General features: G+C 68.2%; 16 protein-coding genes. 5 read left to right on the forward strand and 11 right to left on the reverse strand.

Going from position 1 to position 14,600, the window contains the following annotated elements:
• Positions 1-103 precede the first annotated feature (103 nt).
• Both O0J73_RS17615 and O0J73_RS17620 read right to left on the reverse strand, forming a co-directional pair.
• Complete coding sequence (locus O0J73_RS17615) at positions 104-610, reverse strand: DUF2867 domain-containing protein (protein ID WP_308309258.1); 507 nt, start codon at positions 608-610, stop codon at positions 104-106.
• On the reverse strand, positions 607-1,269 hold the full coding sequence (locus O0J73_RS17620; protein WP_006467385.1) for a serine/threonine-protein kinase: 663 nt from the start codon (positions 1,267-1,269) through the stop codon (positions 607-609). Before O0J73_RS17620 ends, O0J73_RS17615 begins: the two co-directional genes overlap by 4 nt.
• A gap of 85 nt (positions 1,270-1,354) precedes the next feature.
• Between O0J73_RS17620 and O0J73_RS17625 the strand changes: the two genes are divergently transcribed.
• Positions 1,355-3,352 carry a bifunctional DedA family/phosphatase PAP2 family protein gene (locus tag O0J73_RS17625; RefSeq protein ID WP_308309259.1) on the forward strand — a complete coding sequence of 666 codons (1,998 nt, stop codon included), beginning with the start codon at positions 1,355-1,357 and terminating at the stop codon, positions 3,350-3,352.
• A 128-nt stretch (positions 3,353-3,480) separates the two neighbouring features.
• On the opposite strand, the gene O0J73_RS17630 is transcribed toward O0J73_RS17625, so the two are convergent.
• The 3 genes from O0J73_RS17630 to O0J73_RS17640 all read right to left on the reverse strand — a co-directional run bounded on the left by O0J73_RS17630 (position 3,481) and on the right by O0J73_RS17640 (position 6,314).
• The gene (locus O0J73_RS17630; RefSeq protein WP_006467388.1) at positions 3,481-4,059 is read right to left on the reverse strand and encodes an LON peptidase substrate-binding domain-containing protein; all 579 of its coding nucleotides are present in this window, start codon (positions 4,057-4,059) and stop codon (positions 3,481-3,483) included.
• The gene (mpl, locus tag O0J73_RS17635) at positions 4,056-5,420 is read right to left on the reverse strand and encodes a UDP-N-acetylmuramate:L-alanyl-gamma-D-glutamyl-meso-diaminopimelate ligase (RefSeq protein WP_053450712.1); all 1,365 of its coding nucleotides are present in this window, start codon (positions 5,418-5,420) and stop codon (positions 4,056-4,058) included. Before mpl ends, O0J73_RS17630 begins: the two co-directional genes overlap by 4 nt.
• Before the next feature lie 330 nt (positions 5,421-5,750).
• Positions 5,751-6,314: an adenylate kinase gene (locus O0J73_RS17640; RefSeq protein ID WP_006467393.1), complete on the reverse strand. Its 564-nt coding sequence runs from the start codon at positions 6,312-6,314 to the stop codon at positions 5,751-5,753.
• Positions 6,315-6,450: 136 nt separating this feature from the next.
• Here O0J73_RS17640 and O0J73_RS17645 point away from each other — a divergent pair, with 136 nt between their 5' ends.
• Together O0J73_RS17645 and O0J73_RS17650 are read left to right on the forward strand one after the other, a co-directional pair.
• The gene (locus O0J73_RS17645) at positions 6,451-7,707 is read left to right on the forward strand and encodes a 6-phosphofructokinase (protein ID WP_197563801.1); all 1,257 of its coding nucleotides are present in this window, start codon (positions 6,451-6,453) and stop codon (positions 7,705-7,707) included.
• Positions 7,708-7,824: 117 nt separating this feature from the next.
• A complete protein-coding gene (locus tag O0J73_RS17650) occupies positions 7,825-8,214 on the forward strand; it encodes a DUF488 family protein (RefSeq protein ID WP_308309260.1) in 390 nt (129 codons plus the stop codon).
• Positions 8,215-8,287: 73 nt separating this feature from the next.
• On the opposite strand, the gene O0J73_RS17655 is transcribed toward O0J73_RS17650, so the two are convergent.
• Positions 8,288-8,791: a hypothetical protein gene (locus tag O0J73_RS17655; protein ID WP_006467520.1), complete on the reverse strand. Its 504-nt coding sequence runs from the start codon at positions 8,789-8,791 to the stop codon at positions 8,288-8,290.
• A 278-nt stretch (positions 8,792-9,069) separates the two neighbouring features.
• Here O0J73_RS17655 and O0J73_RS17660 point away from each other — a divergent pair, with 278 nt between their 5' ends.
• Positions 9,070-11,097, forward strand: a complete 2,028-nt coding sequence (locus O0J73_RS17660) for a sodium-translocating pyrophosphatase (RefSeq protein ID WP_197563800.1) — start codon at positions 9,070-9,072, stop codon at positions 11,095-11,097.
• A 119-nt stretch (positions 11,098-11,216) separates the two neighbouring features.
• Here O0J73_RS17660 and O0J73_RS17665 read toward each other — a convergent pair whose 3' ends face one another.
• The 5 genes from O0J73_RS17665 to O0J73_RS17685 are packed head-to-tail and all read right to left on the reverse strand — an operon-like array spanning position 11,217 to position 14,169.
• A complete protein-coding gene (locus O0J73_RS17665; protein ID WP_197563799.1) occupies positions 11,217-11,936 on the reverse strand; it encodes an energy transducer TonB in 720 nt (239 codons plus the stop codon).
• Positions 11,933-12,358 (reverse strand): TonB system transport protein ExbD, encoded by a 426-nt coding sequence (gene exbD / locus O0J73_RS17670; protein ID WP_308309261.1) that lies wholly within the window; start codon positions 12,356-12,358, stop codon positions 11,933-11,935. Before exbD ends, O0J73_RS17665 begins: the two co-directional genes overlap by 4 nt.
• Positions 12,359-12,367: 9 nt before the next feature.
• Positions 12,368-13,096, reverse strand: a complete 729-nt coding sequence (gene exbB, locus O0J73_RS17675) for a tonB-system energizer ExbB (protein ID WP_308309262.1) — start codon at positions 13,094-13,096, stop codon at positions 12,368-12,370.
• Positions 13,083-13,550 (reverse strand): DUF454 family protein, encoded by a 468-nt coding sequence (locus O0J73_RS17680; RefSeq protein WP_197563810.1) that lies wholly within the window; start codon positions 13,548-13,550, stop codon positions 13,083-13,085. Before O0J73_RS17680 ends, exbB begins: the two co-directional genes overlap by 14 nt.
• 31 nt (positions 13,551-13,581) lie before the next feature.
• Positions 13,582-14,169 carry a biliverdin-producing heme oxygenase gene (locus O0J73_RS17685; protein ID WP_008267425.1) on the reverse strand — a complete coding sequence of 196 codons (588 nt, stop codon included), beginning with the start codon at positions 14,167-14,169 and terminating at the stop codon, positions 13,582-13,584.
• 106 nt (positions 14,170-14,275) lie between these two features.
• Between O0J73_RS17685 and O0J73_RS17690 the strand changes: the two genes are divergently transcribed.
• Positions 14,276-14,533 (forward strand): DUF2789 domain-containing protein, encoded by a 258-nt coding sequence (locus O0J73_RS17690; RefSeq protein WP_197563797.1) that lies wholly within the window; start codon positions 14,276-14,278, stop codon positions 14,531-14,533.
• Positions 14,534-14,600: the final 67 nt, after the last annotated feature.

Consider the following 14,600-nt stretch of genomic DNA (forward strand, 5'->3'; position numbering starts at 1 on the left):
GAGGGGCAACGCAGCCCGGTGGTCGGCAAGTGGCTCCGCGTGGTGCGGGCCATGGCCGAACTGGGTCGGCAACGGCCTCGGCGCATCCACGCATTGCCTGGACCTACCCATAGGCGCGCACCTGCTTCTGCAGCAGGTGCGGCACGATCAGCCGGTGCACCGGGGCCACCGGCAGCATGTACAGGCGCCCGAACGCGTTGTGCGTATGCACCACCGTCGCCACTTCCAGCACATCGCCCTGCCACTGCAGGGCCAGCTGCACGCGCAGGTGGCGGTCGTTGTCTTCCAGCACGATGGCGTCGGCATCCAGCGCCTGCAGCGTGAAGATGCCGAGCCGCTGCCCCGGACGCGGCTGCTCGATGTCCTGCACTGCGCGCAGCGAACCCAGGTCCTTCATGCCGAGCATGCGCATGCCGCGGTTGCGCAGCGCCATCAGCCCGTCGAACCAGCCGGGAATGCTCGCCGCCATGTCACGGTAGGCCTGCAACGCGGTTCGACCCCCACGCTGTGTGCTGGCCTGGCAGGCATGTACAAAGTGGGCACCGGCCATCTGCGCGCGCAGCACGTTGCCCGCACCCGGCGCGGCGCTCACCACCTGCGATGCCCTCACGGCTTCGGCCCCTGCCCCTCGTTGTCTTCCCAGTGCAGGATGCGCCGGGTGACGAAGCGGTAGACCGGCTTGCCGGTGGCGAACCACAGCTCGCGCACCCACGAAGTGCGCTTGAGCACGCGCTTCTCCACCGGGGTGAGCGACTCGCGGCAGTACATGCGCTTGTGCTTGAGCAGGTGGCGCAGGTCCTCGCGGGCCAGCAGGCGCATCCAGCGCGAACGCGGATCGCCGATCACCGCCAGCTGGAAGTCGATCAGCGCTGGACGGCCATCCTCGGTGACCAGCCAGTTGGCTTCCTTGGCCAGATCGTTGTGGGCCACGCCGCGCCGATGCAGGTGCTGCAGCAGCCGTCGCGCCGAATGGAACCAGGCCACGTCGCCGCGGGGTGGACGCTGGTACATCGCATCGCCGGCCATGAAGCTGCGGTCGAGGTGGCGGCCATCCCAAGCCAGCAGCTGCGGTACGTCAGGCATGCCATGGATGTGCTGCAGCGCGCGTGCTTCGCGGCGTGCCAGCCACCACGCAGGCAGCCGCAGCCACAGCGGCGTGGCGCCCAGATCGCGGCGCACGAACGGGCCATCGGGGCCTTTCACAAGGAGGATGCGACCGAAGCTGTCGGCCTTCAAGGCATGCGGTGGAGCGTCTGGCGTATGCGGCATGGGCCCATTCTAGGCGATGGCGCCGGTTGCAAACGGTCACGAAGCGGCTGGGAACCAGTCACCTTCACGCCCCTATAATCGGGCAATGGACTCTTCATGGATCGACGCCACCCTCGCGTGGATTGCCGCTCACCCCGTGCTGGCGGGAGCTGTTATCTTCCTCATCGCCTTCTGCGATGCGGTCATCATTCTCGGCGCCATCGTGCCGGCCCTGCCGCTGCTGTTCGCGGTGGGCGTGTTCATCGGCCTGGGCCAGATCTCCGGGCCGTACGCGGTTGCGGCGGCGGCACTGGGTGCGTTCGCCGGTGATGGCATCAGCTACTGGATCGGCCGTCGCTGGGGCGACCGCCTGCGCGGCGTCTGGCCGTTCAGCCGCTATCCGCAGCTGCTCGACCGCGGCGAGAACCTGTTCCGCCGCAATGCGTTCAAGAGCATCCTGATCGCACGCTACGTCGGTGCGATCCGCCCGTTCGTGCCTGCCATTGCCGGCATGATGAAGATGCCTGCCAGCCGCTATATGCAGGCCAGCGGCATCGCCAGCATTTCCTGGGCGGTGCTGTTCCTGGCCCCGGGCTGGGTTCTGGGCGAAGCGTACGACGCGGTGGCCGCCGTGGCCGGACGCCTGGTGGTGGTGGTCGGCCTGCTGATGGTGATCCTCGGCCTGGTCTGGGCCATCGTGCTGTACGGCTACCGCTGGTCGGCCGCACGCATGGACAACTGGCTGGCGCGCCTGCTGGACTGGTCCAACCGCCACCCGACGCTGGGCCGCTACACCGTCGGCGTGCTCGACCCGAAACGCCGTGAATCGGTGCCGCTGGCGATGCTGGCGCTGATGCTACTGGTGCTGGGCTGGGGCTGGTTCGCGCTGCTGACCGTGGTGGTCGCGCATGGCGAACCGCTGGCGATCGACCTGCTGGTGCACCAGGCCATGCTGGCGCTGCGCAACCCGCTGGCCGACTACCCGATGGCGGCACTGGCGTCGCTGGGAGCCTGGCAGGTACTGCTGCCGGCCACCGCGGCGGCGATGGGCTACCTGATCTGGCGCCGACGCTGGATGGCCGCCGCGCACTGGCTGGCCGCACTGGCCTTCGGCCTGGCGCTGACCATGCTGCTCGGCGCCACCGTGGATGTGGTGCGCCCGGTCGATGCCAGCAGTGGCTTCGGCTTCCCGTCGGTGTCGGTGACCATGGCCACCATCACCTTCGGCTTCTTCGCGGTGCTGATCGCGCGCGAGATGCCGGGCCGCACCCGCGTCTGGCCGTATCTGGTGTCGGGCATCGTGGTCAGCCTGATCGGCTTCTCGCGCCTGTACCTGGGCGCACACTGGCTGAGCGATGTGATCGGCGGCATGCTGTTCGGCACATTCTGGCTGCTGGTGCTGGGCATCGCCTACCGCCGCCGCTTCAACCGCTCGTTCTGGGTGAAGCCGGTGGCGTGGCTGTTCTACGGCGTCTTCGCCCTGGCGGCGATGTGGTACGCGCCGCGCCACATCCCGGTGAAGCTGGAGCGCTTTGAACCGACCCTGCCGGCGCCGCAGGCGATGGACATGCAGGCGTGGTGGCAGCACGACTGGTCGACGCTGCCGGCGCGCCGCAACGAGTTCGATGATGACCAACGCTGGCCGCTGGACGTGCAGGTGGCCGGCCCGCTGGCGCCGCTGCAGGCGCAGCTGGAAGCCCGCGGCTGGAAACGTCAGGAACAGGCCGGCTGGCAGGAAGCCCTGCTGATGCTGGACAAGAACACCGGCGCCGACCAGCTGCCGGTGTTGCCGGCAACGCTGGAGACGCGCGTGGAAGCACTGCTGATGGTGCGCAAGGGTGCGAAGCCGGATGAGCGCTATGTGCTGCGCCTGTGGCCGGCTCCGGCCCAGCTGCAGCCCGGCGATACGCCACTATGGCTGGGCAGCGCGCAGACCCTGCGCTACGAGCGCCACTTCGAATGGATCGGCATGTGGCATCCGCTGCGCGGCGTCGACCCGGCCATGAACGCGGTGAAGGAGGCTGTGCAGGGCCTGCCGCAGCGCGAGGACGTGCACAGCGAGACCGGGTTGCCGGTACTGCGGTTGAAGACCACCGCGCGCTGACGGAGGCGGTGCTGCTCTGGTAGTCGCCAACCTTGGTTGGCGCTTCGGGTAAAGGCTGCCAACCAGGGTTGGCATCTACCGGTTACGCCGCGCCCTGGTAGTGGCCAACCTTGGTTGGCGTTTGCCGGCTACGGCATCCAGCCCAGCAACTGCTGCAGGCGCTGGTGCGGGTCGTCCAGCTGCAGCAGCTGCAGGCGCTGCTGCTCGCTCAGTGGCAGCAGTTCGGCCAACCGCCAGCCGACCCAGCTTGCCTGATCCAGCAACGCCGGGTTGGCCGGCGCATACGCCTCGCCCGCCTGTTCGATGATGTGCCCGAGCACCGTGGCCAGCAGCGCATGCTGTGGCCGCAGTTCGTCGTCGGGATCTTCCTCGCACCAACTCACGTCGGCCACCACCAGGCCGTTGTCACGGACCCGCGTGCGCTCGACATGGAAGCGGCGGGTGCCACGCAGGCGCAGCTGCAGCACGCCATCGGCGCCGACATCGAAATCTTCGATGCGCACCTGCACGCCATACGCCGCCGGTGTCGCCGGTGCGCCCACTTCCTGGCCGTCGAGGATCAGGCAGACGCCAAAGCCCTCGCCACTGCGGCCGCTGTCGCGAACCAGATCCAGATAGCGTCGCTCGAACACGCGCAGGCCCACCGCTGCACCCGGCACCAGCGTGCTGTGCAACGGGAACAGCGGCAGCGAACCGTCGGCGCTCATCGGGCCTGCAGGGCGGCGAGGAAGCGGCGCGGTGCGCCGTCGAAGCCACCGTTGGACATGAACACCACATGGTCACCACTGCGTGCATGGGACTGCAGCTGTGCCAGCAGTGCATCGGTATCGGGTACCGCATGCGCCTGGCCACGCACCGCGGCGATCACCGCGGCAGCGTCCCAGGCCAGTTCCGGGCGGTGCAGGAACACCACTTCATCGGCCAGCGCCAGCGACGGCGCCAGCGCCTGCGCATGTGCGCCCAGCCGCATCGAGTTGCTGCGCGGCTCCATCGCGACCACGATGCGTGCATCGCCGACCTTGGCACGCAGGCCTTCCAGCGTGGTGGCGATCGCCGTCGGGTGATGGGCGAAGTCGTCGTAGACGGTGATGCCATCAACGCTGCCGATCACTTCCATGCGGCGCTTGACGCTGCGGAACCGCGCCAGCGCCGGAATGACGTCGGCCGGTGCCACGCCCACCGCATGCGCGGCGGCCAGCGCGGCCAGGCCGTTGAGCACATTGTGGCGGCCCAGCAGCGACCACTGCACATCACCCAGCGCCTGGCCCCGATGATGCACGCGGAACGCGCTGCCATCGGCAGCCAGCAGCTCGGCATGCCATTCCAGCGACGGGTCGAAGCCAAAGCGCTCGACCGGAGTCCAGCAGCCCATCGCCAGCACTTCGGCCAGGTACTTGTCTTCGCCGTTGACGATCAGCCGACCACGTGCCGGCACCGTACGCACCAGATGGTGGAACTGGCGCTGGATCGCCGCCACGTCCGGGAAGATGTCGGCGTGGTCGTATTCAAGGTTGTTGAGGATGGCCACCAGCGGCCGGTAGTGCACGAACTTGCTGCGCTTGTCGAAGAATGCGGTGTCGTACTCGTCGGCCTCGACCACGAACTCGCGGCCCTGGCCGAGCCGGGCGGAGACGCCGAAATCCTCGGCCACGCCGCCGATCAGGAAGCCCGGCGAACGCCCGGCGCTTTCCAGCAGCCAGGTGAGGATGGTGGTGGTGGTGGTCTTGCCATGGGTACCGGCCACGGCCAGTGTGTCACGCCCTGGCAGCACCCGTTCGGACAGCCATTGCGCGCCGGAAATGTAGCGCTGGCCAGCGTCAAGCACGGCCTCCACGGCCGCGTTGCCCCGCGACAACGCGTTGCCGATCACCACCTCATCTGTGCCGGCCGGCACGCTGTCGGCGCGGTAGCCCTGGTCCAGGGTGATGCCCAGCTGTTCCAGCTGGGTGGACATCGGCGGATAGATGGCCTGGTCGCTGCCGCTGACCGGATGGCCCAGTTCCCGCGCCAGGGCGGCCACGCCGCCCATGAAGGTGCCGGCGATTGCAAGGATATGTACGCTGCTCATGACCGAGGATTGTGACTGATGACGGCTGTATAGGGCCAATGTCCGCGTCTGGGTAAGACAAGTCCTACACAGGATGTGAGAAAACTCCAATCTTCTGTCAGGGAATTCCCGATAGCGATGTTCTGTGAACCCGGACACAATTCGAACTGCCAGCCGCAGTACCCGAACCGGTCCTACTCCCCAAGAGGCCATCCCCAAGGGAGCTCATGCTGCGGGGCCCTGAGCAAGCCCTCTGCTGGCGCCTATCAAACGACACAGGCCTGATCCTCGCGGACCAGGCCTGTGTTTTTTTGCGCCTAAGGGCCGGAACCGTGTGCCGGCTCGGCCGGATCAGGCCTTGATCGCCGCCAGGATGCGCGCTTCGATCTCGTCCAGCTCACCGACGCCGTCGACGCGGGCCAGGGTGCCACGGCCGGCGTAGAAGTCGACCACCGGGGCGGTCTGCTCGTTGTAGACCTGCAGGCGCTGGCGCACCGCTTCGGGCGTGTCATCGGCGCGGCCCTGCTCCTTGGCACGACCGGCAATGCGCTCGACCAGCAGCTCGGTGGCCACGTCCAGCTGCACCACCGCGTCCAGCGGCTGGCCGATCTTGGCCAGCAGGCCGTCCATCGCATTGGCCTGGGCCACATTGCGCGGGTAGCCATCCAGGATGAAGCCCTTGGCGACATCGGCCTGGGTCAGGCGCGATTCCAGCATGCCCAGCAGGATGTCGTCCGACACCAGGTTGCCGGCATCCATCACCGTCTTGGCCTGCTTGCCCAGCTCCGTGCCGGCGGCGATTTCCGCGCGCAGCATGTCACCGGTCGAAATGTGGGCGATCCCCAGCTTTTCCTTCAGGCGCGTCGCCTGTGTCCCCTTGCCCGAACCGGGCGGTCCCAACAGAACCAATCGCATTGACCTGACTCCAACGTGTTGAAAACAAAGAAGGTTCGCGTCCCGGACGGACCGGTATCGCTGCACCGCAATAGCGCCACTTTACCGCATCCGGGTAATGTCCCTGCAATGTCCCCTCCCCCGAGCAGGTAGAAGCATGCGCAACGGTACTCTTCTCTACGCCCAGTCCGGTGGCGTCACCGCGGTCATCAACGCCACGGCCGCAGCGGTGATCGAGCAGGCCCGGGCCAAGGGCATCAAGGTCCTGGCCGCCCGCAACGGCATCCTCGGCGCCCTGCGCGAAGAGCTGATCGACACCAGCAAGGAGAGCGCCGCGGCCATCCGCGCCCTCGCCCATACCCCGGGCGGCGCGTTCGGTTCGTGCCGGGTCAAGCTGAAATCACTGGACGCTGACCGTGCACGTTACGACCGCCTGCTGGAGGTGCTGCGCGCCCACGACGTGCGCTGGTTCCTCTACAACGGCGGCAACGACTCGGCCGATACCGCGCTGAAGGTCTCGCAGCTGGCCAAGGCGTCGGGCTACGACCTGACCTGCATCGGCGTGCCCAAGACCATCGACAACGACCTGGCGGTTACCGATACCTGCCCGGGCTTCGGCTCGGCCGCCAAGTACACCGCGGTGTCGGTGCGCGAGGCCGCGCTGGACGTGGCGGCGATGGCTGAGACCTCCACCCGCGTCTTCATCTACGAAGCGATGGGTCGCCACGCCGGTTGGCTGGCGGCGGCGGCGGGCCTGGCCGGCAACGGCGATGACCAAGCCCCGCACATCATCCTGCTGCCCGAACGCGCCTATGACGAGGCGGTGTTCCTGGCCAAGGTGCAGGCGGTGGTCGAGCGCGTCGGCTACTGCGTGGTGGTGGCCTCGGAGGGCATCGCCACCGCCGATGGCCGCTTCGTCGCCGATGCCGGTGGCGGCAAGGACTCGTTCGGGCATTCGCAGCTGGGCGGCGTGGCCGCGCACCTGGCCGGACGGGTCAAGGACCAGCTGGGCCTGAAGGTGCACTGGGCCCTGCCGGACTACCTGCAGCGCTCGGCCCGGCACCTGGCCAGCAAGACCGACTGGGAGCAGGCGCAGGCGGTGGGCAAGGCTGCGGTGCAGTTGGCGCTGAAGGGCCAGAACGGCGTGATGCCGGTGATCGTGCGCAGCAGCGACGCGCCGTACCGCTGGAAGATCGAAGCCGCGCCGCTGTCGAAGATCGCCAACCACGAGAAGAAGATGCCGGCCGGTTTCATCCGCCGCGATGGCTTCGGCATCACCGCCAAGGCGCGCGCCTACCTGTCACCGCTGATCAAGGGCGAAGCACCACTGCCCTACGGCCCCGACGGCCTGCCGAAGTACGTCACCCTGAAGAACGTGGCCGTGAAGCAGAAGCTGCCGACCTTCGAGGGCTGAACCGAAAAAGGGGACGGAGGGGATCAAGTCGTAACCGCCCCTCCGTCATCACTCCCCCATCAGCGTTGGGGCGGTTGCGACTTGATCCCCTCCGTCCCCTTTTTTTGGAGGTGTGCCATGGCACTGCGAGTAGTTCGACTCGGTACGCCACGCGTACCCGGCGAGGGACTGCGCATCGGCACGGTGCGGCGTCCGCCGCGCGGCGTGCCGCGCAGCGAGTTCGCCCGCCAGGACTGGTACGACGTCTGGTTCCCGACCCTGTCACCCAGTGCGGAGCTGGTGAAGCAGGCGCACGAGGCGAAAACCGCGGCCGACTGGAATGCGTTCTTCCGCCACTACAAGGCCGAGATGAAGGCACCCGATGCCGCCCACGCGCTGGACCTGCTGGCCGCGCTGTCGCAGCACAGCGACATCAGCGTGGGGTGCTACTGCGAAGATGAGGCGCACTGCCACCGCAAGGCGCTGCGCGAACTGCTGCTGGCACGCGGAGCGACGCCGGCGGATTGATTGTCCGGTTGCCGGCCAGCGGCCGGCACGACCTCACGCGACGCCATGGTCGGATTCGCGCTGCCGGACGGCCTCAATTGCAGGCCTTGCCTTCCATCTGCAGCTGCGCGGCGAACATCGTCACCTGCGGAATCTGGCCGGCCGCGGCCTGCTTCTTCGCCTCTTCCAGGTAGATGCGCGACTGGCCCTGTCCATCCAGCTCGACCTTGTTGCTCGACGGCAGGCGCCACACCCGCACCACCGCCTGCTGCGCCGGGCACGCGGCGCTGGGCACGCGGATCACATCGTTGAGCTTCCAGCCCTTGTCGGCACTCGGCTGTGCCTTGGCATAGTCGACGAAGCGCGCGCGTGGCTGGCACTGCTCGCTGGTACGCACGGCGGAGAAGCGGTACGGCGCTGCCGCATCGCCGGTGAACATACCCTCCAACCGCGCGCAGGCCTCGGGGATCTGGCGCAGTGTATGCGCTGCGCCCACCGCCTGCGGGGCACCCACCGCACGCTGCAGCTCCGGGGTTTCAGCAGCGAATGCCGGGGCGGCAGCCACCAGGGCGGCAAGCATCAACAGGGACAGGCGCATGGGGGGGATCTCCTTCGGGACTGTGCGCAGGCTTGCAGAGCATGGCTTAACGGGGTGCAAAGGGCGTGATCGCGCTTTGCGCCAGGGGACAGTCGAGCAAGCTCGACTCTACGGTGCGTCGAACGCATACTGCGGGCACCAGGGAATGCTGAACACCGCCATACGTCGGACGACCACCAAGGTCGGTACGGGTTGGTTCCAGGCTGCAGCCCGTCGTCCCCCTCGTGGTGCGTTCATCGCCACTGGATGCTTGTCCATCCATTTTGCGGAGGGGTCTAATGCTGGAACGTCACGGGCTGTCACTGGCGCTGGGCTGCGCCATTCTCGCGATCCTGTTCGGAATCGTCTCGGCGCGCTGGATCCTGCGCCAACCCACCGGCAATGAACGCATGATCGCGATCGCCAGCGCGATCCAGGAAGGCGCACGTGCCTACCTCAACCGCCAGTACCTGACCATCGGCATCGCCGGCGTGGTGCTGTTCGTGCTGGTCGGCATCTTCCTCAGCTGGTACACCGCCATTGGATTCGCCGTGGGCGCGGTCCTGTCCGGCGCAGCGGGCTACATCGGCATGAACGTGTCGGTACGCGCCAACGTGCGCACTGCCGAAGCCGCACGCCACGGCATCAGCGCAGCGATGGACGTTGCCTTCCGCGGCGGGGCGATCACCGGCATGCTGGTGGTCGGGCTGGGCCTGCTGGGCGTGGCCGGCTACTACGCGCTGCTGCTGCGCATGGGCCTGCCGATGGAGCAGGCACTGCATGCCCTGGTCGGGCTGGCCTTCGGCTCGTCGCTGATCTCGATCTTCGCGCGCCTGGGCGGCGGCATCTTCACCAAGGGCGCCGACGTCGGTGCCGATCTGGTCGGCAAGGTGGAAGCCGGCATTCCCGAGGACGACCCGCGCAACCCGGCGGTGATCGCCGACAACGTCGGTGACAACGTCGGCGACTGCGCTGGCATGGCCGCCGACCTGTTCGAGACCTATGCGGTGACCGTCATCGCCACCATGCTGCTGGGCAGCCTGATGCTGGCCGAGGCGGGCGCCAACGCGGTGCTGTATCCGCTGGTGCTGGGCGGCGTGTCGATCATCGCCTCGATCATCGGTGCGCTGTTCGTCAAGGTGAAGCCCGGCGGCTCGATCATGGGCGCGCTGTACAAGGGCGTGATCGTGTCCGGCGTGCTGGCCGCGATCGCGTTCTACCCGATCACCACCGGGCTGATGGGCGACAACGTGCACGGCCCGATGGCGCTGTACGGCTGCGCGCTGATCGGCCTTGTACTGACCGGCCTGATCGTGTGGATCACCGAGTACTACACCGGCACCCAGTACAAGCCGGTGCAGCACGTGGCACAGGCCTCGACCACCGGCCATGGCACCAACATCATCGCCGGCCTCGGCATCTCGATGAAATCCACCGCACTGCCGGTGGTGGCGGTATGCGCGGCGATCTGGGGCGCGTTCGCGCTGGGCGGACTGTACGGCATCGCCATCGCGGCTACGGCGATGCTGTCGATGGCCGGCATGATCGTCGCCCTGGATGCCTACGGCCCGATCACCGACAACGCAGGTGGCATCGCCGAGATGGCCGAGCTGCCTTCGGAGATCCGCGACATCACCGATCCGCTGGATGCGGTGGGCAATACCACCAAGGCAGTGACCAAGGGCTACGCCATCGGTTCGGCAGCCTTGGCCGCACTGGTGCTGTTCGCCGACTACACCCACAACCTGCAGGCCGCCAACCCCGGGCAGGAGTTCCGCTTCGACCTCAGCGACCACACGGTGATCATCGGCCTGCTGATCGGTGGCCTGATCCCCTACCTGTTTGGTGCGATGGCGATGGAAGCGGTCGGCCGTGCCGCCGGTGCAGTGGTGGAGGAAGTACGCCGCCAGTTCCGCGAGATCCCCGGCATCATGCAGGGCACCGGCAAGCCGCAGTACGACCGGGCGGTGGACATGCTGACCCGCTCGGCCATCCGCGAAATGATCGTGCCTTCACTGCTGCCGGTGGCGGTACCGGTGGTGGTCGGCCTGCTGCTGGGGCCGCGGGCACTGGGCGGGCTGCTGATCGGCACGATCGTGACCGGCCTGTTCGTGGCCATCTCGATGACCACCGGCGGCGGCGCATGGGACAACGCCAAGAAGTACATCGAGGATGGCCACTTCGGTGGCAAGGGCAGCGAGGCGCACAAGGCCGCGGTGACCGGCGATACCGTCGGCGATCCCTACAAGGACACCGCCGGCCCGGCGATCAACCCGCTGATCAAGATCATCAACATCGTGGCGCTGCTGCTGGTGCCGCTGCTGTAATCCATGCCATGCGCAAACCCGTAGAGTCGAGCTTGCTCGACTGCTTCTGGCCCGCACCGCAAGAACAGTCGAGCAAGCTCGACTCTACGGCTCCGACCGCTTCCTCAAGCAACGGCCGGTCACCTGCCGCGCAGGAAGAACGACACCGGCACCATCACTTGCACCGGGTCGCCGGCCACTTCGGCCGGCGGCGCCGGTACCGGGCTGGCCCGCTGCACGGTGTCCAGCGTCTCCTGGTCGAGCAGCTCGAAGCCGCTGCTGCGGCCCAGCTTCAGGCCCGACACCGCGCCATCGCGGGCGACCGCGAAACGCACATAGACCACGCCCTGCTGGCGCAGCCGCTCGGCCTGGCGTGGATAGCGGCGGTGCTTCTGCAGGTGCCCGAGCAGGCGTCCTTCCCAGGTCGCCTCCGCGCGACTGCGCCCACCGGCGGTGGTCTGCGGTGCGGTATAGCGCGCGGCGGCGTCAGCAGCCACCTGCGGCGGTGCGCTGGTCTGCGCGACATTGGCATCGGCGGTCTCCGGCGAGGGCGTGGGTTCCGGTGCTTTGGGTGGAGGCAGGTCGCCCTGCGGCTGCACCGGGGCGTTCGGCTGCTCGCGCACGGCCGGCTTCGGCGCCTGCCGCTGCTGTTGCTGCTGCAGCGGCCCAGTAGCTACCTCGCGCGGCGGCACCGGCGGCGCCTGCGCCATCGGCGCCAGTTCCAGCATCAGCGCCGCAGGCGGGGCGGCGGCGGCCAGCGCCGGCGCGCGCGCCGCCCACCAGCAGGCCGCGCCGATCAGCAGCGCGTGCACCAGCAGCACGATCGCCAGGCTGGTCGCCCAGCGCCGCAGTCCGCTCATCGTGCGCGCTGCTCCAGCCCCACCAGTGCCACCTTCAGGTATCCGGCAGCGCGCAGCGCGTCCAAGGTCGCCATCAGTTCGCCATAAGGCACACGGGTATCGGCACGCAGGAAGATGCGTTGTCCGCTGTCGTCGTGGGTGGCGGCCTTCAGTGCAGCCGCCAGCTCATCGCGCGCCACCGGTTGTTCGCCCACGCGCAGCGACAGGTCGGCCTGCACGGTCACATATACCGGCGCCTGTTCCGGCGGCGTGGCACTGGCGCTGCTGGCCGGCAGCTGTACCGGCACCGACACGGTAGCCAGCGGCGCGGCCACCATGAAGATGATCAGCAGCACCAGCATCACGTCGATGAAGGGCGTAACGTTGATCTCGTGCGCTTCTTCCGGCGCGTCGTCGCGGTCGGATGCGGTCCTGATCGCCATCGCCGCGCCTCAGTGCACCGCGCGCAGCGGTGTCGCTGCGGCACGCGGCACGGCACGATCAAGATCGCGCGAGACCAGCTGCTGCACGGCCGCGGACAGATCGCCGAGCAGGCCGCGCAGGCCGGCCAGCACGCGGCTGAAATGGTTGTAGACCAGCACCGCGGGAATCGCTGCGACCAGTCCGAGCGCGGTGGCCAACAGTGCCTCGGCGATACCCGGTGCGACCACCGCCAGGTTGGTGGTGTTGCTGTGGGCGATGCCGATGAAACTGTTCATGATGCCCCACACCGTGCCGAACAGGCCCACGAACGGCGCCACTGCACCGATGCTGGCCAGCACGCCGATGCCCCGTCGCTGCAGGCGCGCGGTCTCCAGTTCAATGCGGTCCAGGCGCGACGCGACGCGTTCCTTGATGCCGTCGCGGCTGTCCAGATCCTGCGACAGACGCAGTTCGGTGCGTGCAGCCTCCAGCATGGCCAGCGCGGTGCCCTGCTGTGCGCTGGCCTCCACACTTTCGGCTGGCAGAGTCGGCGCCTGCAGCAACAGCGCGCGCGCCGCACGCAGCTGGCGGGCCTGCCGGGCCAGCTCCCAGCCCTTGGCCAACAGCACGGTCCAGGTAGCCAGCGATGCCAGCGCAAGCGCGATCATCACGCCCTTCACCACCACGTCGGCGGCCAGGCACATGCCCCAGGGCGTCAGTGCAGGGGCAGCCACGGGGGCCATGTCAGCAGGAAGCATCGTCTCGGTTTCCATCAGCATCGGGGGTCGCGGCACGGCGGCGGGCCGTGCGCGGGTCGTTGGCATCGTCCACTTCCACCAGAGGCGTGGGCTCCAGGCGTGGGGCCGGGCGGCTGAGCACGTAGCCGGCGCTGACTGCGAAGAACAGGCCCACGCCCAGCAGCAGGCGCCACGACGGGTGCGCCCCCCAGCAGAACAGCGCGAAGCCCACCGCCATGCCGGCGCTGGCAAAGGCCTTGCCCTTGCGCGAGACCGCGCCCTGCTCGCGCCACAGCCGCAGCGACGGGCCATAGCGCGGATGCGCCAGCAGGCGCTGCTCGAACTTCGGCGAGCTGCGCGCGAAGCAGCCCACCGCCAGGATCAGGAAGATGGTGGTCGGCATCACCGGCAGCAGCGCGCCGATCACCCCGAGGCCGACCATCACCCAACCCAGCGCGAACCAGAGCCAGCGCATCAGCGCTTTGCCCGCAGGCGGCAGGCGTACATCAGGCGAATTCCACTTCGACGTGGCCATGCACGCTGCGGAACGCGGCGTCGGCTGCATCGATCACCTGTTGTTCCTGCTCGGCGCTCAATGGCACCGCGTCCAGTGCAGCGGTGAACTCACGCCAATGGCGGGCGGCACCATCCGGGTGCGCGGCCAGGTGGCGGGCACCGAAGTCGCGATCCAGGCCCAGCTTGGCGGCCATCTTGTACAGGATGGTACCGCCGAGATTGGAGCCTTCGGCAACATACAGCCAGCCCAACGCCGCCGGCAGCGGCAGGTCGGCCGGCAGTGCGGCGATGTCCGCACCCGGCAGGGTCTGCTCCAGGTCCTGCAGGTCGCGTGACACCTGCTTCAGGCGACGGCGCTCGCCGAGGTCCGGCAGCAGTGCGTCCAGCGCAGGATTGGCATACAGCGCGTCGATGCTGCGGTGGAAACGGTACTGCACGCGCAGGAAGCGGGCGAAGTTGCTGCGGTCGGCGAAGATGTCGCCGGCCATGATGCGCTTGTCCAGCGCGCCGTGGCTGTCGCGGGTGGCGGCCTTGAGCCGCAGGCTGCGGCTGTCTTCAGGGGCGATGTGTGCGTTCATGGGGGATGCCAAGGGGGTCGTCGTGCTGTAGACGTTCGCCGCGGGGCTTTCCCCAAGGCCGTGTACACCGATAATGGACCATCCCTTCTTCCCGCAGGAACCGATGATGATCACCACCGAACCGCGCATGACCAACCTGTTCCTGCAGCTCGGCCTGGAGGCCAGCGCCGAGGGCATCGCCCGCTTCATCCGCGAGCACCAGCTGGCCACCGATGTGGAAGTGGTCGAGGCGCCGTACTGGAACGACGCCCAGCGCCAGTTCCTGTCCGAGTCGCTGCAGGCCGATGCGGCATGGAGCACGGTGGTGGATGAGCTGAACGAATCGCTGCACGAAGATGCGGTGAAGGCTGCGACCGGTCTGTAAGCACGCGATGGGCAGCGCCCGGGCTTGCCCCGCGCGGGGCCGTTAAACCGCCGCGCCGGGGGGGGGC

This window comes from Stenotrophomonas sp. Sm6012, assembly GCF_030985895.1.
GTDB lineage: Bacteria > Pseudomonadota > Gammaproteobacteria > Xanthomonadales > Xanthomonadaceae > Stenotrophomonas > Stenotrophomonas forensis.

What these genes read in the sequence shown, in the direction of transcription:
- O0J73_RS17620 (WP_006467385.1), bottom strand. Translation starts at nt 1,269, where the DNA reads ATGCCGCATACGCCAGACGCTCCACCGCATGCCTTGAAGGCCGACAGC.
- O0J73_RS17625 (WP_308309259.1), top strand. Translation starts at nt 1,355, where the DNA reads ATGGACTCTTCATGGATCGACGCCACCCTCGCGTGGATTGCCGCTCAC.
- O0J73_RS17630 (WP_006467388.1), bottom strand. Translation starts at nt 4,059, where the DNA reads ATGAGCGCCGACGGTTCGCTGCCGCTGTTCCCGTTGCACAGCACGCTG.
- mpl (WP_053450712.1), bottom strand. Translation starts at nt 5,420, where the DNA reads ATGAGCAGCGTACATATCCTTGCAATCGCCGGCACCTTCATGGGCGGC.
- O0J73_RS17640 (WP_006467393.1), bottom strand. Translation starts at nt 6,314, where the DNA reads ATGCGATTGGTTCTGTTGGGACCGCCCGGTTCGGGCAAGGGGACACAG.
- O0J73_RS17645 (WP_197563801.1), top strand. Translation starts at nt 6,451, where the DNA reads ATGCGCAACGGTACTCTTCTCTACGCCCAGTCCGGTGGCGTCACCGCG.
- O0J73_RS17650 (WP_308309260.1), top strand. Translation starts at nt 7,825, where the DNA reads ATGGCACTGCGAGTAGTTCGACTCGGTACGCCACGCGTACCCGGCGAG.
- O0J73_RS17655 (WP_006467520.1), bottom strand. Translation starts at nt 8,791, where the DNA reads ATGCGCCTGTCCCTGTTGATGCTTGCCGCCCTGGTGGCTGCCGCCCCG.
- O0J73_RS17660 (WP_197563800.1), top strand. Translation starts at nt 9,070, where the DNA reads ATGCTGGAACGTCACGGGCTGTCACTGGCGCTGGGCTGCGCCATTCTC.
- O0J73_RS17665 (WP_197563799.1), bottom strand. Translation starts at nt 11,936, where the DNA reads ATGAGCGGACTGCGGCGCTGGGCGACCAGCCTGGCGATCGTGCTGCTG.
- exbD (WP_308309261.1), bottom strand. Translation starts at nt 12,358, where the DNA reads ATGGCGATCAGGACCGCATCCGACCGCGACGACGCGCCGGAAGAAGCG.
- exbB (WP_308309262.1), bottom strand. Translation starts at nt 13,096, where the DNA reads ATGCTTCCTGCTGACATGGCCCCCGTGGCTGCCCCTGCACTGACGCCC.
- O0J73_RS17680 (WP_197563810.1), bottom strand. Translation starts at nt 13,550, where the DNA reads ATGCGCTGGCTCTGGTTCGCGCTGGGTTGGGTGATGGTCGGCCTCGGG.
- O0J73_RS17685 (WP_008267425.1), bottom strand. Translation starts at nt 14,169, where the DNA reads ATGAACGCACACATCGCCCCTGAAGACAGCCGCAGCCTGCGGCTCAAG.
- O0J73_RS17690 (WP_197563797.1), top strand. Translation starts at nt 14,276, where the DNA reads ATGATCACCACCGAACCGCGCATGACCAACCTGTTCCTGCAGCTCGGC.